This window comes from Paraburkholderia sp. J69-1 (assembly GCF_905220255.1).
Classification (GTDB): Bacteria; Pseudomonadota; Gammaproteobacteria; order Burkholderiales; family Burkholderiaceae; genus Paraburkholderia.
In genome coordinates this window covers 31,580-54,962 of the sequence record NZ_CAJMZG010000016.1, presented here as the reverse complement: position 1 = coordinate 54,962, position 23,383 = coordinate 31,580, and the positions used below count along the sequence as shown (strand labels likewise).

The window sequence follows — 23,383 nt, the reverse complement described above, 5'->3', positions numbered from 1 at the left end:
GTGCGTTGTCGAATGCGTTATTTACCATGCGCGGGCGCGGCATAGCCAGGGGCATCGTCGCGGCGGGGCTTCACGGCGAGCGTGAGGCCCACCGAAACCAGCAGCGCCGCGCTCATGAACGCGTAGGATGCCGCAGGCGAGCCGGTCGCGCCATTCAGATAGCCGACCACGTACGAGCCCACGAAGGAGCCGAGCGCGCCCATGCTGTTGATCAGCGCCATCGCGCCGCCCGAGACGTTCTTCGGCAGCAGTTCCGGCACGATCGCGAAGAACGGGCCGTATGGCGCGTACATCGCCGCGCCGGCGACCACCAGCAGCGCGTACGAGATCCAGAAGTGCGTCGCGCCCAGCGCATACGAGCCTGCGAACGCCATCGCACCGATCAGCAGGAAAGGCCACACGAAGGCGCGGCGCTTGTTGAGCTTGTCCGAGGCCCACGAGGCGGCGAGCATCGCGATGGTAGCAGCGAGATACGGCATTGCCGAGAGCCAGCCCGTTTCGACCATACCCAGCGACGAACCGTTTTTGACGATCGACGGCAGCCACAGCACGAAACCATAGACGCCGATGCTCCAGCAGAAATATTGCGCGCACAACAGGATCACGGCGGGCGAGCGGAACGCTTCGGCGTAATTCTTGACCGGTTTGATGGCGGCTTGTTCGGCGCGCATGGTGGCGTCGAGCGCGCGTTTTTCGTCGTTCGAGAGCCAGTTCACCTGCGCGGGTTTGTCGCGCACGAGGAACCACCAGCACACGGCCCAGAGCACGGCGGGCACGCCCTCGGCGATAAACATGTGGCGCCAGCCGTACGCATGCACGAGATAGCCCGACACCACCGACATCCACAGCACCGTCACCGGATTGCCGAGAATCAGAAACGTATTGGCGCGCGAGCGTTCGGATCTGGTGAACCAGTTGCTGATGTAGATGAGCATCGCCGGCATCACCGCGGCTTCCACCACGCCCAGCACGAAGCGGATCGCCATCAGCGAAGGAATATTCGTGACGACGCCGGTGAGCGCGGCGCAGCCGCCCCACAGCAACAGGCTCACGAACACCAGCGTGCGCACGCTGCGGCGCTCGGCATAGACGGCGCCGGGCAACTGGAAGAAAAAATAGCCGAGGAAGAACAGCGCGCCGATCAGCGAGGACAGCGCGGGGCTGATGCCGAGATCGCGATTGATGCCCGCCGCCGAAGCGAAACCGTAGTTCGCGCGGTCGAGGTAGGCGAGGCTGTAGGTGATAAAGACGATCGGCATGATCGCCCACCAGCGGCGCGGGGCAAGCGAGGTTGTGGTCATCGGTGTCTCCTTTCGGCGGTACGGCTGGCTTGAGCGCCCCGTACCGTTCCTTGCAAAGCGGCTTGAGTGGGGGCGTTGAGGCTGTGTTACGCGGCGGCCTGCGTGGGGCTGCGGTCGTGGGCGTCGTGGGCTTCGAGCGCGTCCAGTTCGGCACGCGTCGGCAGCCCTTCCGAATCGCCGATCACCTGCACCGCAAGCGCGCCGATGCGGTTGCCGCGCGCGACGGCCTGCGGCAGCGTGCGCCCTTCCAGCAGCGCGCTCACCACGCCGACGGCAAAGCCATCGCCCGCACCCACGGTATCGACCACGTTTTCCACGCGCTGCGCCTGCACATGGCCGCGCTCGCCGGTGTTGGTCTCGAAGTACGCGCCTTCGGCGCCCAGCTTGACGATCACGCCGCGCGCGCCGCGCTCCAGATAGAAGCGCGCGATCAACTCGGGATCGTCGGAGCCTGTGAGAATGCGGCCTTCGTTGACGCCCGGCAGCACCCAGTCGGCGAAACGCGCAAGTTCGTTGAGCGTCGCGACCATTTCGGCTTGCGAGCCCCAGAGCGTCGGGCGCAGGTTCGGATCGAAGCTGATGGTGCGGCCGGCTTCGCGCATCTCGCGCGCCAGCAGGAAGGCGAGTTCGAGCGAGGTCGACGAAATCGCCGGGGCCACGCCGCTCAGATGCAGATGGCGCGCGCCCAGCACATAGCCGCGCTTGAAATCGCCGATCGACAGGTGGCTCGCAGCCGAGCCGCGGCGGAAATATTCGACAGCCGGATCACTGCCATCGTCGGTTTTCGACTTGAGCTGGAAGCCAGTGGGATAGCGCGGATCGGTTTCGACACACTGCGCGTCGATGCCCTCCTGCTCCAGCACGCCGCGCACGAAACGGCCGAACGAATCGTCGCCGACGCGGCTCATCCAGCCCACCTTGAAGCCCAGCCGCGCGAGGCCGGTCGCCACGTTCAGCTCCGCGCCCGCCGCGCGTTTGGTGAAGTGCGCGACGTCGGAGAGCGCGCCGGTGTCGGCGGCCACGAACATCGCCATGGCTTCGCCGTAGGTGATCACATCGAGTGAGTGCGTCATGGAATGCGTTCCTGCAAAAGTGAATTCGGGAGCGGCGCGTTTCGCGTTTGCGTGTGCGCTCAGGCCGTTGCGAGCCACGCCACGTAGCGTGAAGCGTCTTCGTCGATACGCGCTTCGTCGAACGGAAACTCGATGCCGCGTGGCACGTCCGCCGGCAGGCGCGCGAGCGCGGCGCGGCACAGCGGATCGTCGGCGGCGGGCGCGCAGGCGAAGCGTCGCGCGCCTTCACCCTCGACCGCCTTGCAATGGATGTATTCGACGTACGGCGCGAGCGCGACGGCGGCCATCAGCGGCGCTTCGCCGGTCCACTGCCAGTTGCCGATGTCGAAAGTCATGCCGATCAGCTTGTCCTCGTTCGCGGCGCGCAAGGCGCGGAACAACGCGGTGAACTGCGCGAGCTTGCCGCCCTGTTCGAGCTGGCCGTTCTCGACCACGACGCGCAGCGCGCCTTCCTCGCCTTCCTGTGCCTTCAGGCCAAGTTCTTCGAGAATCGCCGCGAGTTGCGCGACATGCGCCTCGCCGGCAAAACCGCCCAGTTGCAGCTTGACGAAGCGCGCGCCCAACGCACGGGCGCATTCGACGGCGTGGCGCAGTTGCGCTTCGTTGAGCGCGCCGTCATCGGCGTAAAGCGTGTCGGGCGTCGACCAGACCGGCCACAAGCCCGATCGCGCAAGCGCTGTGCCGAGCGCGCGTAGCGCAGCGGGCTCGGCATCCGCGTCGTGCATCAGTTCGCGCCGCACTTCGAATGCGCCCGCGCCCGCCGCTTTCGTTGCGCCGAACCACGCCGCATGGCCGTCACGCCAGATCGATCCTGCGCCAAACGCGCTTGCCACAATTGCTACTTCCGCCATCGTCGTCTTCCTGTTGCATCCCGTTGCTGCCGGTTCCGCTTGCCTGAATTTGCGGGTCTCCGCGCGATGCGCTTGGAACCGGTTCCAATCTGGCGTCGAAAAAAAGCGCCTGGGCGCCTGGGTTCCGAACCGTCAAATTGATGGCGCGATGTTGCGCCGACCCCGCAACCCGCGCCATTGTGGAAATCCCCTAAATCAAGGCGGGAACCTTGTGCCGGCCGCGGTGTTGTCTGAACTGGCACCGTTTTGGCCCGGCTCGTCGAGCAGACAGAGTTCGAGAAAGCGCTGCGCCACGCGCGAAGCCGCGCCCGCATGCGGCACCACGATCGAAAAGCGCCGCGCGAGGGGCTCCGGGCCGATGCGGATCTGCTGGAGCGCGCCGTCTTCGTGACGCATCGACATGGCCGAAACGAAGCCGATTCCCATGCCCGCCCGCACCGCTTCCTTCACGCCCTCCACGCCCGCGATTTCGAGCGCGACGCGCATCGGCACCGCCGCGCGCGCAAACGCGCGTTCGACCAGCTGGCGCACGCCCGAGCCGTCCTCGCGCAGCACCACGGGCAGATTGGCAAACGCCGACAGATCGCAGCGCTGTGCGCCTGCTGCAAGCGTGGCGTCCACGGCGCCGAGCAGCGCATGCCCGCGCGGCGCAATCGCGACGATTTCGTCCTCGTGCCACGGATGCACGGCGCAATCGGCGGGCAGTTGCGCGCCCACCGGCCCTTCCACCAGGGCGATATCGAGTTGACCGAGCATCGCCACCACATCGGCGGTATTGCCGCTGGCCGTTTCCAGCTTCACGTCCGGATAACGCCGATGAAACGCCGCCACCAGATACGGCAGCCGGTAGCTCGCGGGCGTCGTGCTCGCGCCGATGCGCAGCGTGCCGCGTTCGAGCCCGCGCAGCGCGTCGCGGAACGCCAGCGTATCGCGCCAGTTTTCGCGCAGCCGCGCCGCGTAGGCCGCGAGTTGCTCGCCGGTGGGCGTGAGGCGCACGCCGCGCCCGTCGCGCAGATACAGCGGCTCGCCGAATTCCTCCTGCAACAGCCGCAACTGCCCCGACACGGCGGGCTGCGACAGATGCAAGGCCTGCGCGGCGCGGCTGATGTTCAGATGCTCGGCGACGGCAGCGAAAGTTATCAGTTGTTCCGGGGTCATCGCGGTCAATTATAGGGTTGGCTTATAGTTTACTTCGCAAATGACGATTTTTCATATCCTTATATCTAAATTAGGATTAGCGCATTCGAAGCCGTTTGCTTCTTCCACGGAATGCCTACTGCCATGTCCACTACGTCGCCTACGCTTGCGCACCCGTCGCTCTCGACACGCGGCCAGATCAACGGTGTGTTGTTCGTCGCGCTGTTTGCCTTCGCCGTTACCCGGCTCGCCGCCCTGCCCGCCATCGCCAATCTGGGCTTGAGCCCGCTGATCGTCGGTATCGTCGCGGGGGCGATCTACGGCAATCTGCTGCCCGACACCATGCCCGAAAGCTGGGCGGCGGGCGTGAACTTCTCCGCGCGCAAGCTGTTGCGCATCGCCGTGGCGTTCTTCGGTCTGCGCGTGAGCCTGCAGGAAATCGCTCAGGTGGGCGTGCCGGGGCTCGTCGAATCGGTGGTGATCGTCGTGAGCACGCTGGTGATCGGCACCTGGGCGGGCATGAAATTCATGAAGCTCGACCGCGATACGGCCATTCTCACGGCCGCCGGCAGCGCGATTTGCGGTGCGGCCGCGGTGCTGGCCTTCGAGTCGACGCTGCAATCGAAGCCGCACAAGAGCGCGATGGCGGTGGGCAGCGTGGTGCTGTTCGGCACGCTGTCGATGTTCCTCTACCCGCTGCTGTACCGCGCTGGCTGGCTGCACCTGGATACGGTCGGCGCCGGTCTGTTCTTCGGCGGCACGATTCACGAAGTTGCGCAGGTCGTGGGTGCGGCAAGCAATGTGAGCCCGGAAACCACGCACATCGCCACCATCGTCAAGATGACCCGCGTGATGCTGCTCGTGCCGGTGCTGCTGGTGCTCGGCGTGTGGCTCAATCGCTCGGCGCGTGGTGCAGTCGGAGCAATGAGCGCCGATGGTGCGAAGTCCGGCGCCCGCAAGCTGGCGGTGCCCTGGTTCGCGCTCGGCTTCCTCGCGCTGGTGGTGGTGAACTCGCTGCACGTGCTGCCCGAACCGGCCACCTCGACGCTCAATATGCTCGACACCTTCGCACTGACCATGGCCATGACGGCGCTCGGTATCGAAACGCGGGTGTCGCAGATTCGCCAGGCCGGTCCGCGTGCGCTGACCACGGGTTTCATCCTCTACGTGTGGCTGGTGTTCGGCGGCCTCGCGATTACCTGGGGCGTGCAACGGCTGTTCGGCTGATACCAGCGATCTGCGACGACTTGCGGTTAATGACAGGAACGTATTCGAGGGACCACCTGAGAGATCGCGCACCGGCCAACCCGGTCGCTTGCCCCGCCACCGGCGGGGCTTTTTGCGCTTGTGCGGCGCGCTTTGTGCGTCGACAAACCGCCACGCCACGCAGCGCCCAGGCGCGACGGTTGCGGCCCATACTGTCCGATCCGATCAAGGGGACGACCGATGGCATACGAACTGTATTACTGGGACGGTTTGCAGGGACGCGGCGAATTCGTGCGGCTCGCGCTGGAGGAAGCCGGTGCGCCCTATGTGGATGTCGCGCGCGGCTCGAAAGAGGACGGCGAGGGAATCGGCGCGATGATGGCCGAACTGGAGAGCGACGGTCCGTACCCGCCCTACGCCCCGCCCTTTCTCAAGGACGGCGACCTGCTCGTGCCGCACGTCGCCAACATCCTGTTCTATCTCGGACCGAAGCTCAAGCTCGCGCCGCACGACGAAGGCATGCGCATCGTCGCGAACGGCCTGCAACTGACGATCGCCGATCTCGTGACCGAAGTGCACGACACGCATCATCCGATCGCAAGCGGCCTCTACTACGAAGACCAGAAGGACGAAGCGAAGGCGCGCTCGAAAGACTTCATCCAGCATCGCATGCCCAGATTCATGGGCTATTTCGAGCGTGTGCTCGCGCAGAATCCGCAGGGGCCGCAGCATATGGTTGGCCGTGCGCTCAGTTACGTCGATCTGTCGATGTTCCAGGTCGTCGAGGGGCTGCGCTATGCGTTTCCGAAAGCGACCAGGCATCTCGCCGATCACTATCCGCATATCGTCGCGCTGCACGATGCCGTGGCCGCGCGGCCGAATATCGCCGCGTACGTGCAGTCGGAGCGCCGTCTGCCGTTCAACGACACGGGCATCTTCCGCCACTACCCGGAGCTGGACCGGGCCGTGCGCTGAACGCCGGTGCGCGGCAACCATCACGCTTGAACGCTGCCGCCGCATCACGCGCGGCCGCTTTTCCTTTGCGTCAAGCGCCGCGCTGCACGTATGCGCGGCTTTTTTCAACCGACCAACCTGCCCGCCTGCCGTGCTGTCATTCCTGCTGAAACTGCGCACCCGCGCCCGCGACCTCTTTCGCCTTTCCGACGCCCACACGATGCTCATCTGGTCGGTCATCGTCGGCGTGGCGGGGGCTTTTGCGACCGTCCTCTTTCGCGAAGGCATCGCCCATCTGCAAATCCTGTTTACCGGTAGCGAAGGCAGTTTCGTCGAGATGGCGCGCCGCCTGCCCTGGCATACGCGCATCTGGCTGCCGGCCGCGGGCGGCTTCGTCGCAGGCTGCCTGCTGCTGATGGCCAGACGCAGTTCGCCGGGCACCGGCAGCAAGCCGATCCACACCGACTACGTCGAAGCCGTGGCGATCGGCGATGGCGTGATGCCGGTCGGCAAGAGCATCTGGCGCAGCGCGTCGTCGCTGTTCACGATCGCAAGCGGCGGCTCGATCGGCCGCGAAGGTCCGATGGTGCAACTGGCCGCGCTCGCGGCTTCGCTGATCGGGCGCTGGGTCCACTTCGATCCGCAGCGTCTGCGCCTGCTGGTGGCGTGCGGCGCGGCGGCCGGTATCACCTCGGCCTACAACGCGCCGATTGCCGGCGCGTTCTTCGTCACCGAAATCGTGCTGGGCGCGATCGTCATGGAAAGCTTCGGGCCGATCGTGGTCGCCTCGGTGGTCGCGAACATCACGATGCGCGAATTCGCGGGCTACAAGCCGCCGTACGAGATGCCGGTGTTTCCGCCGGTCACGGGCGTGGAGGTGCTGCTGTTCGTGGCGCTCGGGATTCTGTGCGGCGTGCTGGCGCCGCGCTTTCTTTCGATGATGGACGTGACGAAGGCCGGCTTTAGCCGCCTCAAGCTGCCGTTGCCCGCGAAGCTCGCGCTGGGCGGCCTCGTTTGCGGCGTGCTTTCCGTGTGGACGCCCGAAGTCTGGGGCAACGGCTACAGCGTGGTGAACTCGATCCTGCATTCGCCGTGGACCTGGACGGCGCTCGCCACCGTGCTGGTGTTCAAACTGGTTGCGACGGCGGCGACGGTCGGTTCCGGCGCGGTCGGCGGCGTCTTCACGCCAACGCTCTTCATGGGCGCCGTACTCGGCTGTCTGTTCGGCCAGGGCATGCACGCGCTGTGGCCGCATGGCACTTCGGCGCCGTTCGCCTACGCGATCGTCGGCATGGGCGCCTTTCTGGCTGGCGCAACCCAGGCGCCGCTGATGGCGATCCTGATGATCTTCGAGATGACGCTCAGCTACCAGGTCGTGCTGCCGCTGATGCTGTCCTGCGTGGTCGCCTATTTCGTGGCGCGCGCAACCGGCACGAAGTCGATGTACGAAATCACGCTGCACCGCAATCGCGAGGAAGCCGAACGGCTGCGCCTGCGCGCCACGCAGATGCGCGAACTGATCCGTCCCGCCGATACCGTCGTGCGCGCCGAAGCCACCGTGCAGGACATGACGCGCGTGTTCCTCGAATATCCGGTCAAGTATCTCTATGTGACCGACGACACCGGCCGGTTCCTGGGCGCGGTCGCCCTCGCCGACATCACCAACGATTTGCTGCAAAAGCGCGATACCTCGAACAAGCACGCCTGCGATTACCTCAAGGCATCGTTCGACGTGTTGACGCCCGACATGCCGCTAGCGGTCGCGCTACAGCACTTCATGTCGTTCCAGGGCGAGCGTCTGCCGGTGATCGAAAGCGCGCAGCAGCCCCGCCTGGCGGGCGTGGTTTACAAGACGTCGCTGCTCGACGCCTATCAGCGGATGAACCCCGAGCGATAAGCACGCGATTGACGTGTATTAACGTCTAGATCACTGATTTCATGAGACAAATCAAAAAAGCACGTGCGTGCGAGACGTAAGGCCGCATTTGCTGCCATTATTGGATTTCCGCTCGCGCGCGCACGCTGACAGATACTTTCATTGTTCTGTCGCTGCTTTCCCGCACGCCCTGCGGCGCCGTGTGGCCCGCGAGGTTTCTCCAGCTTCCTGCTCGCGGCTGCCCTGCCTCGTCCGGTCAGCCTGACCGCAACGGCACGGCACTTGCTGCGTCCTTCGGGCCGCATGAGGAAAGGAGGTCGAGCGATGAAAACCTCGACAGTGTTGACTACCGTGCTGCTGTCGGCCTCGTGCTTCGCCGCACCTGTGCGCACGCAGGACGCCCAGATCGACCGGGCCAGCGCGCCCGTGTCCGCCCTGCGCTCGCCCATGGCCGATGTGCCGGTGGCGCCGCCCGCGCCCGACGTGCCTAGCGCCACAGGCGTGCAGCATTGGGAATATCTAAGCCTGCCCAAGTCCCATCGCCTCGATCGCACGCTCAGCCCGATCCTGCATCAGCAGACCTGAGTTTGGGCGTTAGCAAAAAGGCATGGCGGCACCTGCTGCGCACCTGTCGGCGGCGCGGCGCGGGATGTGTGTATGCTGGTTCGCGCGACGCCAGCGGCCGGTCGAGTTCATCGAAAGACCGCTGCTCAAGCTGTGTTTTTGCTTCGACACGAGCTGATTTTTCCGCCGACTCACCCAAGCGTCACGCCCGCGCGCTGCCGCGCCAAGGATTTTGCGCATGTCCGCCTCGTCGATCCCCGAAGAACCCATCGATCTCCAATTCAGCGACGTGCTGCGCGAAGTGCGCTGGCCCGCGAACAAGGACGATCTCGTCGAAGCCGCGCGCACGGCCGGCGCGAGCAACGAGGTGCTGGCGATTCTCGACGGAATGCCCGAGCAGGATTATCGCGACGTGGCCTCGGTCACGCGCCTGATCGGCAGCAACTACGGTCCTGGCCTCGGTATCTGAGGCGCTTCGCGCAGCCGGTTCAGGCGTCGCGGCCGAACACCACACGCGCGAAGAAGCGGCCCAGCACCTCTTCCACCACCGGCAGCGTCACGTGCTGCGGATCGGCGGTGGACAGGAACTGCACGCCGTCGCACAAACCCATCAGGCCGAGCGCCATCAGGTCCGGCGCGATCGGCAGCGGCGTGCCCACGCGCGTGGAAAATTCTTCAATGTAAGCGGCCAGACGCTCGCGCTTTTCCTTCATGAAGGCGTTGAAACGCGTGCGAAAACGCGCGTCGCGGGCCGCGAGCAGTTTGGCTTCCACCCACAGCAGGAACATCTTGTTGTCCTGCGGCAGACGGCTATAGAAGGTCAGCACGCGCGCTTCCATGACTTCGCGCGGGGCGTTCGCCTCGAAGATCGCGCGCAGATCGACTTCCATCGCCTCGTGATCGCGCCGCAGCAATTCCACCATCAGTTCGGCCTTGCTCTCGAAATTCGAGTAGAAAGCGCCGCGCGTGTAGCCCGCTTCGTGCGCGATGTCCTCCACACTCGCGCCGACAAACCCCTTGGTCATGAACAGCGCCTGCGCGGCATCGAGCAGGCGCTCGCGTGTCTGGTCGCGGCTCTGCTCGCGGGTGAGTCGGGTGCGCGGAGTGGCTGGGCGCGTCATGGTGTGGGAAAGCGAGTGAGATTTTTTGGGGACGGTGTCGCCGCGACGATGCCATGGGCATGACCCGGACGGTAGCGCGAGTCTAACACTGAATCTTTCCTCGGATTCATTCGTGTATTCAGATACAGCGTTGTATTAGAATCCTCTTCATCATCTGAGACCGGTGCGCGACGGAGGAGACATCCACGTGCCCCGCGTCTGCGCGCGGGCCTTCTGCATGCAGGCGAACTCAGCGGCGGCGCGACAGGCCCGGCGCGAGCAACAGGCGCACGGACATGGCGCGCGTGCGTTCTACGCGTATCGAGGTCCATGTGAATCGTCGCAGTCGTGGCGCATCGAGCAGCATGCGCAGGCAGTCCCGAGCCATCGTTGAATCATCGTCGTCGAAGGCCCGTCCACAACAATTAGCGCGCTTCATGGCCACCGCGGCGCTCTGCGCGCTGACCGGCCTTGCCGCTTGCGGCAAGCACGAGGAAGCCGCGCTGCCGCCGCGTCCGGTCGTGTCGATGACCGTGCACGCCGACCAGAGCGCGCCGTCCAGCACGTATCCCGGCGAAGTCCAGGCGCGCAACAGCACGCCGCTATCGTTCCGCGTCAACGGCAAGATCATCGAACGCAACGTGCGCCTGGGCGATGCGGTCAAACCCGGTCAGGTGCTCGCGCGGCTCGATCCCGCCGATTACGACAAAAATGCCGCGAGCGCGCAGGCGCAATTCGACGCCGCCCAGCACCGCTTCGTGTTCGCAAAACAGCAACTCGACCGCGATACCGCCCAGGCGCAGGCCAATCTGATCGCCCGCGCGCAGCTCGAGCAGACCCAGGATTCGTATGCGTCCGCCGTGGCGCAGCGCGACCAGGCGAAGCAGCAACTCGCGCTTTCGCAGGATCAACGCCGTTATACGCAACTCGTCGCCGATCACACCGGCGTCATTACCGCCGAGAACGCCGATACCGGCCAGAACGTGCAGGCCGGTCAGGCGGTCTATCAGCTCGCCTGGACCGGCGAGGTGGACGTGGTCAGCGATCTGCCCGAAAACGCCATCGCGGGTCTGCACACCGGCGATACGGCGCAAGTCACGCTGCCCGCGCTGGCGGGCCGCCGCTATACGGCGAAGGTGCGCGAGCTGGGCGCCGCCGCCGATCCGCAAAGCCGCACGTGGCGCATCAAGCTCACGCTCGAACACCCGGACGCCGACGTGCGTCTGGGCATGACCGCGAACATCGTGCTGGCGGCCCACGCCGACGCCAACAGCGCCTTCACGATCCCCGCCACGGCGCTGTTCCACGACGACAACGCGCCCGCGCTGTGGATCGTGCAAGGCGCGGATAACGTGCTGCAACTGCGCCGCATCAGCGTGTCGCGCTACGACGCGCGCACCATCACCGTGACGGACGGCCTCAAGGACGGCGACCGTATCGTGCTGCAAGGCGTGCATACGGTCAGCGCGGGCGAGAAAGTGCACCCGATCGCGCCGCTGCATCCCGAGGATTTCGCGTCATGAGCGAAGGCGAAGATCAGGTCGATCGCAGCCCCGGCGCCGATCACGACGAAGGCCGCTTCAATCTTTCCGCATGGGCGTTGCGCCATCGCTCGCTGGTGACCTTCATCATCGCGCTGGCGACGATCTTCGGCGCACTGTCGTATTCGCGTCTTTCGCAGTCCGAAGATCCGCCCTTCACGTTTCGCGTGATGGTGATCCAGACCTTCTGGCCGGGCGCGAGCGCGCGCCAGGTCGAGGACGAAGTCACCACCCGCATCGGCCGCAAGCTGCAGGAAACGCCGTATATCGACTTTCTGCGCAGCTACTCGCGGCCCGGCGAATCGCTGGTGTTCTTCACGATGAAGGATTCCGCGCCGGTTTCCGAAGTGCGCGAAACCTGGTATCAGGTGCGCAAGAAAGTCGGCGATATCGCGCCGATGCTGCCGCAAGGCGTGCAAGGCCCGTTCTTCAACGACGAATTCGGCGACGTCTACACCAATATCTATTCGCTCGAAGGCGACGGTTTTTCGCCCGCCCAGCTGCACGATTACGCCGATAAACTGCGCGAGGAACTGCTGCGCGTGAAGGACGTGGGCAAGGTCGATTACTTCGGCGATCCGAACCAGCGCGTCTACATCGAAATCGCCAACGCGCAGCTCACGCGGCTGGGCATCTCGCCCACGCAGATCGGTCAGGCGATCGGCGCGCAGAACAGCGTATCGGCATCGGGCACCCTCACCACCGCCGACGACCGCGTGTTCGTGCGCCCGAGCGGCCAGTTCACCGACCTCAAGGCGCTCGCCGATACGCTCATCAGCGTGAATGGCCGCAGTTTCCGGCTCGGCGATATCGGCACGATCCGGCGCGGCTATGACGAGCCGCTCGCCACGCAGATGCGTTTCCAGGGCAAGGCGGTGCTCGGCATCGGCATCACCATGCAGCCGGGCGGCGATGTGATCCGCCTGGGCAAGGCGCTCGATGCGCGGGTCGACCAGTTGCGCCGCGAACTGCCGGCCGGCCTCAAGCTCGTGGAAGTGTCGAGCATGCCGGACGCCGTTTCGCATTCCGTCGACGACTTCGTCGAAGCCGTGGCCGAAGCGGTCGGCATCGTGCTGGTCGTGAGCCTCGTGTCGCTCGGCGTGCGCACCGGCATGGTGGTGGTCATCACGATTCCGATCGTGCTCGCTATCACCGCGCTCGTGATGTATCTGTGCGGGATCGGCCTGCACAAGGTTTCGCTCGGCACGCTCGTGCTCGCGCTCGGCCTGCTGGTGGACGACGCCATCATTTCCGTCGAGATGATGGCGGTGAAGCTCGCGCAGGGCTGGAACCGCACGCGCGCCGCCGCCTACGCCTACACGAGCACGGCGTTCCCGATGCTCACCGGCACGCTGGTGACGGTCTCCGGCTTCCTGCCGATCGTGCTGGCGAAATCGAGTACCGGCGAATACACGCGCTCGATTTTCCAGGTCTCGGCGATTGCGCTGATCGCCTCGTGGTTCGCGGCGGTCGTGCTGATTCCGCTGCTCGGTTACCGCCTGCTGCCCGAGCGCAAGCACGACGCGAGTACCGGCGCCAGCGCTCACCACGAAGACGACATCTACGACACGCGTTTTTATCATCGCCTGCGCGGCTGGGTGGGCTGGTGCATCGAGCGGCATATCGTCGTGCTCGCGCTGACCGTCGTGCTGTTCGTCGTAGCGCTCGCCGGTTTCACGCAGATTCCGCAGCAGTTCTTCCCGAGTTCCGACCGCCCCGAACTGCTCGTCGATGTACGCCTGCCCGAAGGCGCGTCGTTCGACGCCACGCTGCGGCAGACGAAGCGGCTCGAAGAAGCACTCAAGGGTCGCCCCGAAATCGACCATTCGATCGACTTTGTCGGCACGGGCGCGCCGCGCTTTTATCTGCCGCTCGACCAGCAGTTGCAGCAACCGAATTTCGCGCAGTTCGTCATCACCGCGAAGTCGGTCGAGGACCGCGAAAAGCTGGCCGACTGGCTCGAAACGAAGTTGCGCAACGACTTCCCGGCGATCCGCACGCGTCTGTCGCGGCTCGAAAACGGGCCGCCGGTGGGCTATCCCGTGCAGTTCCGCGTGAGCGGCGACGATATCGCCACCGTGCGCGGTATCGCCGATCGCGTGGCGAAACTCATGCGCGCCGACACCCGCACCGAGAACGTCAGCTTCGACTGGGACGAACCGGCCGAGCGCTCGCTGCATTTCGCCATCGACCAGCAGAAGGCGCGCGCGCTCAATATCGCTTCGCAGGATGTGGCGAACTTCCTGCAGATGACCTACTCCGGCTACACGGTCACGCAGTATCGCGAGCGCGACAAGCTCATCAGCGTCGATCTGCGCGCGCCGGCCAGCGAACGCGTCGATCCCGCCCATCTGCTCGCACTCGCCATGCCGACGCCGAACGGCCCGGTGCCGCTGGGCGCCATCGGCCATATGGAAAACACGCTGGAATACGGCGTGATCTGGTCGCGCGACCGGCAGCCCACCATCACCGTGCAGGCCGATGTGCGGCGCGGCGCGCAAGGCATCGACGTCACGCATGCGCTGCAAAAGCAGCTCGAATCGATGCGCGGCACGCTGCCGACCGGCTATCGCATCGAGGTGGGCGGCTCGGTCGAGGAAAGCGCGAAAGGCCAGGCGTCGATCTTCGTGCAATTGCCGGTGCTCGCCATCGCCGTGCTGACGCTGCTGATGATCCAGTTGCAAAGCCTTTCACGCGTGATGATGGTGGTGCTCACCGCGCCGCTCGGCCTGATCGGCGTGGCGATTGCGCTGCTGCTCTTTCACAAGCCGTTCGGCTTCGTGGCGATGCTCGGCGTGATCGCCATGTTCGGCATCATCATGCGCAATTCGGTGATTCTGGTGGATCAGATCGAGAGCGATATCCGCGCCGGACACCCGCGCTTCGACGCCATCGTGGGCGCGACCGTGCGGCGTTTCCGGCCGATCATCCTGACCGCCGCGGCCGCGGTGCTCGCACTGATTCCGCTGGTGCGCTCGAACTTCTTCGGACCGATGGCCACGGCGCTGATGGGCGGCATCACGAGCGCAACCGTGCTCACGCTGTTCTTCCTGCCCGCGCTTTACGCCGCGGCATTCCGCGTGCGCAGCAGCGAAAGCGACGCGGCACAACCTGACGCGGAGAACGCATCATGAAAGATTCCGCGCTGATGAAAACTTCACGCTTGCGCGTATGTGCAGCGGCTGCCGCCGCGCTGCTGGCAAGCGGCTGCTCGTTCGGGCCGAATGGCACCGCGCCAGTGATCCCGGAGCCCGCGCATTACGGCGCCGCGCCGCAGCCCGATCAAACCGTGGCCGCGCAAGGCGTGGCGCAGCAGTTCGTGGTGGGCGGCCAACCGGTGCCCCAATGGTGGACGCAGTTCGATTCGCCGGCGCTCGATGCGCTGGTCGAGGAAGGCCTTGCGAACAGCCCGAATCTGGCCACCGCGAATCACAGCCTGCAAGCGGCGCGCGAACAGTTGCGCGGCCAGATCGGCAGTTCCCTGCTGCCGACTGTCGATGCGATCGGCACGGCGCAGCGTCAGCGCGCGCCCGGCATTCCGCAACTGGGTATCGACAAGCTCGAATACAACCTGTTCGCCGGGCTGGTCGAAGTGCGCTATTCCTTCGATATTTTCGGCGCGTCGCGGCTGAATAACGCGGCGCTCGCTTCGCGCGTGAATATGCAGGCGTTCCAGTACGAAGCGGCGCGCCGCGCGCTCGCGGCGAATATCGTCGCCAGCGCGCTGGGCGTGGCGACACTGCACGCGCAGATCGACACGACGGAAAAGCTCATCGCCATTGCCAATGCGCAGGCCGACGATCTGCAAAAACGCTACGCGCTGGGCGCGGTTTCGCATACCGATGTGCTCAACGCGCAGCAAAGCGCGGCGGCGCTCGCCACCAATCTGCCGGGGTTGCAGCAGCAGGCGGCGACGATGCGACACGCGCTGGCCGTGCTGCTCGGACGCACGCCCGACCAGGCGCCCGCCGATCTCGATCTCGCGAGTTTCCATCTGCCGCAACAGGTGCCGGTGGTGGTGCCGTCCGATCTGCTGAAGACGCGTCCCGATATCGAGGCGGCCGGCGCCGCGCTGATCGCCGCTTCCGCCGATGTGGGCGCGGCCACGGCGCAAATGTTCCCGAGCATCACGCTGAGCGCGGGACTCGGCCAGGGCGGCTTTAGCTGGCCGGTCGCGACATCGGGCGTGGGCGCATTGTGGGCGATCGGCGCATCGCTCACGCAGCCGATCTTTCACGGCGGCGCGCTGATGGCGCAGCGGCGCGCGGCGCTGCAGTCGTATGACGCGGCCAACGCGTCGTACAAGCAGACCGTGCTCGCGGCGTTTCAGGACGTTGCCGACCGGCTCGCCGCGCTGGCGCACGATGCGCAGGCGCTCGATTCGGCCAGCACCTCGGCGCAGACCGCGCAAGGCGTCTACGACGACACCCACGCGCGCTACAAACTGGGCGCGGTGCCTTACTACGCCGTGCGCCAGAGCGAGCAGCAATGGCGCAACGCCAGCCTCGATGCGATCCGCTATCGCGGTACGCGTCTCTCGGATACAGCCGCGCTATTCCAGGCGATGGGCAACCCGCCGACAGGCAGCAGCACGAACGCATCGGCGCCCTGACCCGCACGCCGGGTCAACTTCCCCCTCTCGAATACGCCCTTTCTCAGGGCGTATTTCACATTTCTCCGACGGGAAGATCTCAAGTAAACATTTAAGACTTTACTGATACACTCGGCTGCAAATCGAGGCTAAGCGAATCGATTAATTCGGATTCCTTTATAAATAATGCCCGGTTCGATGGAGAGAAAACGGCTGGCTTTGGCGCGCGACGAGGACAGCAAACAACCACAACCTCTGCACTTCCGACCTCACCGATCATGGCACTTCACACCAAAGGCGGTCTTTGCGCCGCACTGCTGCTCATGGCCAGCGCCACCGCGCACGCGAGTTTCGACTGCAACGGATCGCACGGCGGTTTTCGCGTCCAGACCAACGATCGCTGGACCGGCACGGACAAGCTCGAGCACTTCGGCGTTTCCGCACCGTTCGGCGCGATCGGCGGCTGGCTGATGCGCGACACCGATCATCCGGTGATCTACGGCACGCTGTTCGGCACCGTGCCCGGTCTGGTGAAGGAGACCATCGACGGTACCTGCCGCACCGATGGTTTCTCGTACAAGGATCTGTTCGCCGACGCCCTGGGCGCGCTCACGGGCGCCTGGCTCACGCACTGGGCGGTCATGTATTCGGGCGGTTCGCACGGCAAAACCATCGGAGTGCGATACGACAATACGTTTTGATGCAGCGCTGCTTCATCCGCTATACGCAGGCACAAGCGCTTGCGGATCAGACAGTTAGCTTCGCTCTCCCAAGGTTACCCACAGGGCTGCCAACAAAAACTGTGGACAACAGAACAACGATTCGCGCTCAGGTTATCAACAGATTTTGTTGATGGGCCTGTGGAAAAGCCCTGGGCAACCTGCCCAAGTGCTTGTTGCAAAAGGAAATCGTCCGTGCAAAACAAAACACGGCACGCCGTTGCCGGGGTGCCGTGTTTTGCTGTGTGTTTACCGCTATCGCCCGGGCTGCCTGGCAACCCGAACGATCGATCAAGGCTTGTTCGTTTCGAACAGATCCATAATCTGCTGCTTCTCGCTGGAGGTGACGTTCGGCGGCGTCATGCCGCCCGGACCCATGCTGCCGGTCGCGCCGCTGGCGTCGCTTGCCGCGCCCGCGGGCATGCCCGAATCCATGCCAATCGCCGAAACGAAGCCCGCACCCGGCGTGACATCCGAGTAATAAAGCTCGCCGCCGATCGTCGTGATACCGGCCGGCATCGGCGGTTCTTCCTGCGGGATATTGCGCAGCGCCTGGCTCATGTAGTTCACCCAGATCGGCAACGCAAGCTGCGCACCGAACTCGCGGCTACCGAGGCTCTTCGGCTGGTCGTAACCCATCCACGCCACCGCCACCAGATTGCGCTGATAGCCGGCGAACCAGCCGTCGTGCGCATCGTTGGTCGTACCGGTCTTGCCTTGCAGGTCGTCGCGATGCAGCACGTTGGTGCCCGCGCCCGTCCCCGCCGTCGCCACCGAATGCAGCAGGCTGTTCATGATGTACGCGTTGCGCGGCGTGAGCGTCTGCGGAGCGTTCTGGCCCGCGACGAGCGGCTGCGCGCGCGACACCGGTTGACCGTGCGCATCGTCAACTTCGGCGATCAGATACGGATTGATGCGATAGCCGCCGTTAGCGAACACGCTATACGCGCCCGCCGACTGCAGCGGCGTCACCAGACCCGCGCCCAGCGCCATCGGCAGATAAGGCGGCGTCTTGTCCGCGTCGAAGCCGAAACGTTGCGTCACGTAGTCCTGCGCGTACTTCGTGCCGATGTACGACAGAATGCGGATCGACACGAGGTTCTTCGACTTCTGCAGCGCGAGGCGCATCGGCATCGGACCGTCCGGCTGGTCGTCGTCCTTCGGCTCCCACGCGTCGCCGCCCGGCGAGCTGGGCGGGAAGTACAGCGGCGCATCGTTGATGATGGTCGCCGGTCCCAGACCCTTTTCGAGCGATGCCGAATAGATGAACGGCTTGAAGCTCGAACCCGGCTGACGCCATGCCTGCGTCACGTGGTTGAACTTGTTCTTGTTGAAGTCGAAGCCGCCGATCAACGCGCGAATCGCGCCGTCCTGCGGCCTGAGCGACACCAGCGCGCCTTCCACCTGCGGCAACTGCGTGATCTGCCAGTTGTTCTTTTCATCCGCGATCAGGCGCACGATCGAGCCCGCGCGGATCTTCATCGCCGCCGAAGCGCGCGTCGACAGACCCGTCGCCGCGAAGCGCAGACCTTCGCCCGTGATGTTGACCGAGGTGCCGTCGAGCAGTTGCGCGGTCACCGACTTCGGACCGGCTTCGGTCACGACAGCCGAGACGATATCGCCGTTGTCCGGGTGATCGGTGAGCGCGTCGTCGATCGCCTGATCGCGGTCGTCGCCGGCTGCCGGCAGTTGCACGAAGCCTTCCGGGCCGCGATAGCCGTGACGGCGCTCGTAATCCATCACGCCCTTGCGCACGGCGGCGTAAGCGGCATTCTGATCGGCCGAATCGATGGTCGTGGTGACCGTCAGACCGCGCGTGTAGGTTTCGTCCTTGTACTGCGCGTACATCATCTGACGCACCATTTCCGCGATGTACTCGGCGTGCACGCTGTACTCGGTGCCGGTGGTGCGCGTGTGCAGCGGCTCCTTCACGGCTTCGTCGTACTGCGCCTGGGTGACGTAGCCCAGATCGAGCATGCGCTTGAGGATGTACTGCTGGCGAATCTTCGCGCGCTTCGGATTGACGATCGGGTTATACGCCGACGGCGCCTTCGGCAGACCGGCGAGCATGGCCGCTTCGGCCAGCGTGATGTCCTTCAGATCCTTGCCGAAGTACACGCGCGCCGCCGCCGAGAAACCGTAGGCGCGCTGACCCAGATAAATCTGGTTCATGTACAGCTCGAGGATCTGGTCCTTCGTGAGCGCGCGCTCGATCTTGTAGGCGAGCATCATTTCGTAGATCTTGCGCGTGTAGGTCTTCTCGCTCGAAAGGAAGAAGTTACGCGCGACCTGCATCGTGATCGTGCTCGCGCCCTGCGACGCGCCGCCGTGCATCAGGTCGGCCACGCCCGCGCGCAGAATGCCCACGAAGTCGACGCCGCCGTGTTCGTAGAAGCGGTAGTCCTCGATCGCGAGGACGGCCTTCTTCTGCACGTCCGGGATGTCCTGGAAGCGCACCAGCTGACGACGCTCATCGCCGAACTCGCCGATCATCACGTGATCGGCGGTATAGATGCGCAGCGGCACCTTCGGCTGATAGTTGGTGAGCGCGTCGAGCGAGGGCAACTGCGGCCCCATGACGACGAGCGCATAGCCGACGATCAGCGCGCCCACGACGCACAGCGTCGCGATCAGGCCCGCGAACCACAGTGCGAGCGATGCACCGAAGGAACGCTTGCGCGGGCGATCGCCGCGCGAGCCGCCACGCGAGTCCGCGCGAGGCTCTTCGTTGCGCTGCTGGCGTGCGTTGTTGAAGGAAGGTTCCCGATCGTCGTTCGGGTATTGCGGTGAAGGCGGTCGTTTGATGATAGGCATGACTGGGATGATTGGCGCATCTGGTACTGCGCCCCGGCTGCGCTCGATGAAGACATAGAGCGCGCATTGATCTGATCATGGCGTCATGGCGCCAATGCGGCGTGTACGGCATCGCACCCCGAGTGCGGTGCCGTGGCGTGACCGGCAACGCCCCCGTCCGGTCACGCGGCGCGCGGGTAAGGCGCGCCGTCGCGTGGTTACGCTTTCAGTAACCTTTCGCGCAAAGCCGCTAAAAAAAGCGTCCACGCGAAATGTAACAGCGCATTCTAAATAAATCGCGCGGCGACGGTCGCGCTTTTTTTGTAAGAGTTTCCTGGACTCGCAGTGGTGCCCTGCCTTGTTTTGCCTTCGTGACGGCACCTTGCGCCATCTGCACGGTTCTGCGGAGAAAATATCGAATCGACACACAGCTCGATACGGTAATACGCGGTCATTAGCCTTATGCGCGATACATTGTTGCGTGACATGGCAAGGCCGCACGCGCATCTTTGCGTTGCGCCACGCGCGTCTCGTCTTATGATGGAGTGATTGCCTACGCCCTGCTCGCCTCGCCTGCCGTGCGCACTGCCGGCGAGGTTCACTTCGCAGCCGATTTCAGCGCTGATTTTCCGGCCAGCCGATCATGAACAAGCCTAGCGAACGCATCGTCGTCTTCGTCACGCCCGCCCAGAAGCGCGCGATTTCCGCCACGGCCGACGAACTCGGTATCAGCGTCAGCGAGCTGATGCGGCGCGCTGTCATCGCTTTCAGCGCGACCAGCGATCAGGTGAAGGCCGCGAGCATCGTCGATCGGCTCAATGCGCCGCGCGAACCCGATGCGCTCGCCCAGGTGCTGCGTAAAGCGGCGAAACCGCTGCGTGCGGGACGCGGCGCCGCCGTGCGCCCCGCTGCGCAACCGCAGGAAAGCAGCGCGCCGGCCGCGCACGACGCGAACCCCGAAACCGCGCCTGAAAACGATTCAGTCCCCGATCTCGCACCGAATCACGCCGAGCACACGCTGGCGCAAACCGTCGCGCGTCTGGCGGCCGAAGCGCACGCTGCGCAGGCGCAAGCCGAAGCTGAAAACGCGCTCGCCGCCAAGGCGCATCTGCACGATAGCGCCCCGCTGCCGCCGCTCAGCGACGCGCCCTTCACGCGCACGCAGCGCATCCTCGACGACGAAGATGCACAGGACAGCGACTCCGCGCCGGAAAGCGGAAAGTTTGCGTGACATCCTGCATCGGCCACATCGGCGCGTTGCGGCCTGCGCGGGCCTTTAAGTCCCTTTTAAGAGACCTCGTGGTGTAATATCCGCGAGCATTGCGGGCCGGCCAGACGATCGAAACGCTGACGTAAGGTTGGGTCCGCAGGCGCCACGCAAGGCGCAACAGATACCACCGCTCATCGCGTGACATTTTCGATCACGCGCCGCGCGCATCTCTTGCAATTGGCCGAAGCGCCCCGATTTTCGCGCTGCATGCGCAGCCAGCGCAAAGCGGCGTAAGCTGAATGCGAGGAACGCACTCAGTCACGTCACAGCGCGGCATGCACGCAGGCATTGCGGCCCACAGGGGCCGATCTCAATACACCGGAGGAATTCCATGTCGCTTTTCGACTCCATCTCTCGCACGGTCAAGGGTCTCCTGAACGACGCGGCCGATTCCGTGCAAGACCCGTCGCGCGACGCGCGCCAGATCGTGCGCGAACTCGACGACAGCATCGCCAAGGCCGAGAACTCGCTCGTCGAGATTCAGGCACAGGTCGCGATGCAGCAAAGCAAGCGCGACGTGGCCGCCGACAAGGCGAAGAAGTACGAAGACGGCGCGAAGCGCGCCCTGCAATCGGGCGACGAAGCGCTCGCCCGCGAAGCGCTCGGCGCGCAGTCGACGGCCGAAGCCGAACGCGATGCGCTGGCCGGCGAACTCGCCAAGCTCGAACCGTCGGTCGACCAGCTCAAGCAGCAGATCGACGACATGCGTTCGCGTCGTAACGACCTGAACGCGCGCTCGAACATCCTGCAGGCGAAGCAGCAGATCGCTCAGGCCAAGGACGTCGCGGCTACGGCGCTCGGCGGTATCGGCGGCAAGAATCTTGCGCAGGACTTCCAGAAGCTCGAAGACAAGGTGAACCTGTCGAACGCGCGCTCGGACGCCCGACTGAATTCGGCGGACGCCTCCAGCGGCAAGGCACTCGACGACAAGCTCGCCGCGCTCAACAAGGGCCCGTCGGTGGACGACCGCCTCGAAGCCCTGAAAAAGCAGCTCAATACGCCGGCGCAGTAACGCGCCGCGCGTGACGGATGCGGCGCGGCCAGACGGTTGTCATCGATTGTCTGAACGCTGTGCCGCATCCACGTAACGTATGTCACGGAGACGGGCAACAAACCGCCCGGCCTGCAACATGAAAAAGTTTCTCCTCGCTGTCTTCGCCTCGCTCGCCCTCGTGAGCGGCGCGGCGTTTGCCGTGCCCAGCGTGCAGCAGATCGAATCCGCGATGTCGCAAGGCGACTGGCAACGCGCGGACGCCGGCCTCGCCGAGGTTCTGCAGGCGCACCCCGACAACGCCCGCGCGCACTATCTGTACGCGCAGGTGCTCAACCGCGAAGGCCGTTACGCCGATGCGCTCACGCAGGTCCAGCAGGCGAAGTCGCTGGACCCGCAGATCCGCTTTACGCAGCCGCAGCGTTTCGCGCAAGTCGAGGCGAAGATTCGCTCCGATGCGACGCGCGCCGGCGCCACCACCACCAGCCGCACGAGCAATCCGTTCGCGCAGCAGTCGCAATCCGTCGCGCCTGCCGCCGCCATGGCGACCGCCGCTGCGCCGCAACGGCACGGTCCCGGCATGGGCATGTGGATCGGCATTGTGATCGTTGTGATCGGCATTGCGCTGGTGCTGCGCTGGACGCTGCGCCGCGCGAAGTCGAATGACGACGCCAAGGCCGGCGACGACCGTCGCGATCAACTCAAGCGCGCCACCGAACTGCTCAACGCCGTGCGTTCGCTCAAGCTCGACGTGAAACTCTCGACGGTTGCCGGTCACGAAGCGCTCGAAAAAGACGTCGAAGCCTTCGAGACGCAGTTGCGCAGCGTGGTCGAAAAGCTCTCGGGCAGCACGAGCCCGGTCGCGCCGTATGAGATCGAAGATCTGGAGCGCCAGTTCGCGAGCCTCAAGGCCCGCGCCGAAGGTCGTCCCGATCCGAACGCCCAGGCCGCCGCGCCAGCGGCGGCTTACGGTTCCGATTCCTCCTATGCGCGGGAAGCCGATGCCGCATTCGGGCGTCAGCCGCAGTATCCGCCTCAATATCCGCCGCAACAGCAACCGCCCCAGGTCATCGTCCAGCAAGGCGGTGGCGGCATGGGTGGCATGGGCGGTCTGTTGACCGGCGTGCTGCTGGGCGAAGCGCTCAATTCCGGCCGTGACCGCGTGATCGAACGCGATGTGATCGTCGATCGCGATGACGACCGTCGCCGTGGCAACAACGATGGCGGCGTCGATTTCGGCCAGGGTTCCAACGACTGGGACGATGGCTCCGGTGGCGGCGGTGTCGACATGGGCAGCAACGACTCCTCGGACGACTGGAACTCCTGAACCTGGTCGCCAGTGTCGAACTGGCCACGCCCGCAGCTTTCCTCGCCGGCTTCGCCACACGGGCTCCTTCACGGAGCCCGTTTTGCTTG

Annotated in this window: 18 protein-coding genes; 12 read left to right on the top strand and 6 right to left on the bottom strand. The window is 65.0% G+C overall.

What is annotated here, in order from left to right; translation table 11 throughout:
• Nucleotides 1–17: 17 nt before the first annotated feature.
• From U5A67_RS26380 to U5A67_RS26365, 4 genes are all read right to left on the bottom strand, one after another.
• Complete coding sequence (locus U5A67_RS26380) at nt 18–1,301, bottom strand: MFS transporter (protein WP_205981661.1); 1,284 nt, start codon at nt 1,299–1,301, stop codon at nt 18–20.
• An 86-nt stretch (nt 1,302–1,387) separates the two neighbouring features.
• The gene (locus U5A67_RS26375) at nt 1,388–2,374 is read right to left on the bottom strand and encodes a sugar kinase (RefSeq protein WP_321816483.1); all 987 of its coding nucleotides are present in this window, start codon (nt 2,372–2,374) and stop codon (nt 1,388–1,390) included.
• A 59-nt stretch (nt 2,375–2,433) separates the two neighbouring features.
• Nucleotides 2,434–3,225: a sugar phosphate isomerase/epimerase family protein gene (locus U5A67_RS26370; RefSeq protein ID WP_321816482.1), complete on the bottom strand. Its 792-nt coding sequence runs from the start codon at nt 3,223–3,225 to the stop codon at nt 2,434–2,436.
• A 195-nt stretch (nt 3,226–3,420) separates the two neighbouring features.
• Complete coding sequence (locus U5A67_RS26365) at nt 3,421–4,383, bottom strand: LysR family transcriptional regulator (protein ID WP_205981664.1); 963 nt, start codon at nt 4,381–4,383, stop codon at nt 3,421–3,423.
• Nucleotides 4,384–4,494: 111 nt separating this feature from the next.
• Between U5A67_RS26365 and U5A67_RS26360 the strand changes: the two genes are divergently transcribed.
• From U5A67_RS26360 to U5A67_RS26340, 5 genes are all read left to right on the top strand, one after another.
• Nucleotides 4,495–5,589, top strand: a complete 1,095-nt coding sequence (locus U5A67_RS26360; protein WP_415767945.1) for a YeiH family protein — start codon at nt 4,495–4,497, stop codon at nt 5,587–5,589.
• A gap of 219 nt (nt 5,590–5,808) precedes the next feature.
• Nucleotides 5,809–6,543, top strand: coding sequence for a glutathione S-transferase family protein (locus tag U5A67_RS26355; RefSeq protein ID WP_205981666.1), 735 nt, complete (start codon nt 5,809–5,811; stop codon nt 6,541–6,543).
• 130 nt (nt 6,544–6,673) lie between these two features.
• Nucleotides 6,674–8,419, top strand: coding sequence for a ClcB-like voltage-gated chloride channel protein (locus U5A67_RS26350; protein WP_321816480.1), 1,746 nt, complete (start codon nt 6,674–6,676; stop codon nt 8,417–8,419).
• A gap of 303 nt (nt 8,420–8,722) precedes the next feature.
• Nucleotides 8,723–8,983, top strand: coding sequence for a hypothetical protein (locus tag U5A67_RS26345; RefSeq protein WP_205981668.1), 261 nt, complete (start codon nt 8,723–8,725; stop codon nt 8,981–8,983).
• A 217-nt stretch (nt 8,984–9,200) separates the two neighbouring features.
• A complete protein-coding gene (locus tag U5A67_RS26340) occupies nt 9,201–9,431 on the top strand; it encodes a DUF2795 domain-containing protein (protein ID WP_205981669.1) in 231 nt (76 codons plus the stop codon).
• 19 nt (nt 9,432–9,450) lie between these two features.
• On the opposite strand, the gene U5A67_RS26335 is transcribed toward U5A67_RS26340, so the two are convergent.
• On the bottom strand, nt 9,451–10,083 hold the full coding sequence (locus U5A67_RS26335; RefSeq protein WP_321816479.1) for a TetR/AcrR family transcriptional regulator: 633 nt from the start codon (nt 10,081–10,083) through the stop codon (nt 9,451–9,453).
• A gap of 416 nt (nt 10,084–10,499) precedes the next feature.
• Between U5A67_RS26335 and U5A67_RS26330 the strand changes: the two genes are divergently transcribed.
• The 4 genes from U5A67_RS26330 (at nt 10,500) to U5A67_RS26315 (ending at nt 16,895) form a co-directional block, all read left to right on the top strand.
• Complete coding sequence (locus tag U5A67_RS26330) at nt 10,500–11,585, top strand: efflux RND transporter periplasmic adaptor subunit (protein WP_321816478.1); 1,086 nt, start codon at nt 10,500–10,502, stop codon at nt 11,583–11,585.
• Nucleotides 11,582–14,737, top strand: coding sequence for an efflux RND transporter permease subunit (locus U5A67_RS26325; RefSeq protein WP_321816477.1), 3,156 nt, complete (start codon nt 11,582–11,584; stop codon nt 14,735–14,737). Before U5A67_RS26330 ends, U5A67_RS26325 begins: the two co-directional genes overlap by 4 nt.
• Nucleotides 14,734–16,215 (top strand): efflux transporter outer membrane subunit, encoded by a 1,482-nt coding sequence (locus U5A67_RS26320; RefSeq protein ID WP_321816476.1) that lies wholly within the window; start codon nt 14,734–14,736, stop codon nt 16,213–16,215. Before U5A67_RS26325 ends, U5A67_RS26320 begins: the two co-directional genes overlap by 4 nt.
• Nucleotides 16,216–16,472: 257 nt before the next feature.
• Nucleotides 16,473–16,895, top strand: coding sequence for a hypothetical protein (locus U5A67_RS26315; protein WP_321816475.1), 423 nt, complete (start codon nt 16,473–16,475; stop codon nt 16,893–16,895).
• 309 nt (nt 16,896–17,204) lie between these two features.
• On the opposite strand, the gene U5A67_RS26310 is transcribed toward U5A67_RS26315, so the two are convergent.
• A complete protein-coding gene (locus U5A67_RS26310) occupies nt 17,205–19,727 on the bottom strand; it encodes a penicillin-binding protein 1A (protein ID WP_205981675.1) in 2,523 nt (840 codons plus the stop codon).
• Between the two features lie 622 nt (nt 19,728–20,349).
• Between U5A67_RS26310 and U5A67_RS26305 the strand changes: the two genes are divergently transcribed.
• From U5A67_RS26305 to U5A67_RS26295, 3 genes are all read left to right on the top strand, one after another.
• A complete protein-coding gene (locus tag U5A67_RS26305) occupies nt 20,350–20,937 on the top strand; it encodes a plasmid mobilization protein (RefSeq protein WP_321816474.1) in 588 nt (195 codons plus the stop codon).
• A gap of 370 nt (nt 20,938–21,307) precedes the next feature.
• Nucleotides 21,308–21,988 carry a PspA/IM30 family protein gene (locus U5A67_RS26300; RefSeq protein WP_205981677.1) on the top strand — a complete coding sequence of 227 codons (681 nt, stop codon included), beginning with the start codon at nt 21,308–21,310 and terminating at the stop codon, nt 21,986–21,988.
• A 118-nt stretch (nt 21,989–22,106) separates the two neighbouring features.
• Nucleotides 22,107–23,294, top strand: a complete 1,188-nt coding sequence (locus tag U5A67_RS26295; RefSeq protein ID WP_321816473.1) for a tetratricopeptide repeat protein — start codon at nt 22,107–22,109, stop codon at nt 23,292–23,294.
• Nucleotides 23,295–23,383: the final 89 nt, after the last annotated feature.

Coding starts and splice junctions, on each gene's coding strand:
- U5A67_RS26380 (WP_205981661.1), bottom strand. CDS start 1,301: ATGACCACAACCTCGCTTGCCCCGCGCCGCTGGTGGGCGATCATGCCG.
- U5A67_RS26375 (WP_321816483.1), bottom strand. CDS start 2,374: ATGACGCACTCACTCGATGTGATCACCTACGGCGAAGCCATGGCGATG.
- U5A67_RS26370 (WP_321816482.1), bottom strand. CDS start 3,225: ATGGCGGAAGTAGCAATTGTGGCAAGCGCGTTTGGCGCAGGATCGATC.
- U5A67_RS26365 (WP_205981664.1), bottom strand. CDS start 4,383: ATGACCCCGGAACAACTGATAACTTTCGCTGCCGTCGCCGAGCATCTG.
- U5A67_RS26360 (WP_415767945.1), top strand. CDS start 4,495: ATGCCTACTGCCATGTCCACTACGTCGCCTACGCTTGCGCACCCGTCG.
- U5A67_RS26355 (WP_205981666.1), top strand. CDS start 5,809: ATGGCATACGAACTGTATTACTGGGACGGTTTGCAGGGACGCGGCGAA.
- U5A67_RS26345 (WP_205981668.1), top strand. CDS start 8,723: ATGAAAACCTCGACAGTGTTGACTACCGTGCTGCTGTCGGCCTCGTGC.
- U5A67_RS26340 (WP_205981669.1), top strand. CDS start 9,201: ATGTCCGCCTCGTCGATCCCCGAAGAACCCATCGATCTCCAATTCAGC.
- U5A67_RS26335 (WP_321816479.1), bottom strand. CDS start 10,083: ATGACGCGCCCAGCCACTCCGCGCACCCGACTCACCCGCGAGCAGAGC.
- U5A67_RS26330 (WP_321816478.1), top strand. CDS start 10,500: ATGGCCACCGCGGCGCTCTGCGCGCTGACCGGCCTTGCCGCTTGCGGC.
- U5A67_RS26325 (WP_321816477.1), top strand. CDS start 11,582: ATGAGCGAAGGCGAAGATCAGGTCGATCGCAGCCCCGGCGCCGATCAC.
- U5A67_RS26320 (WP_321816476.1), top strand. CDS start 14,734: ATGAAAGATTCCGCGCTGATGAAAACTTCACGCTTGCGCGTATGTGCA.
- U5A67_RS26315 (WP_321816475.1), top strand. CDS start 16,473: ATGGCACTTCACACCAAAGGCGGTCTTTGCGCCGCACTGCTGCTCATG.
- U5A67_RS26310 (WP_205981675.1), bottom strand. CDS start 19,727: ATGCCTATCATCAAACGACCGCCTTCACCGCAATACCCGAACGACGAT.
- U5A67_RS26305 (WP_321816474.1), top strand. CDS start 20,350: ATGAACAAGCCTAGCGAACGCATCGTCGTCTTCGTCACGCCCGCCCAG.
- U5A67_RS26300 (WP_205981677.1), top strand. CDS start 21,308: ATGTCGCTTTTCGACTCCATCTCTCGCACGGTCAAGGGTCTCCTGAAC.
- U5A67_RS26295 (WP_321816473.1), top strand. CDS start 22,107: ATGAAAAAGTTTCTCCTCGCTGTCTTCGCCTCGCTCGCCCTCGTGAGC.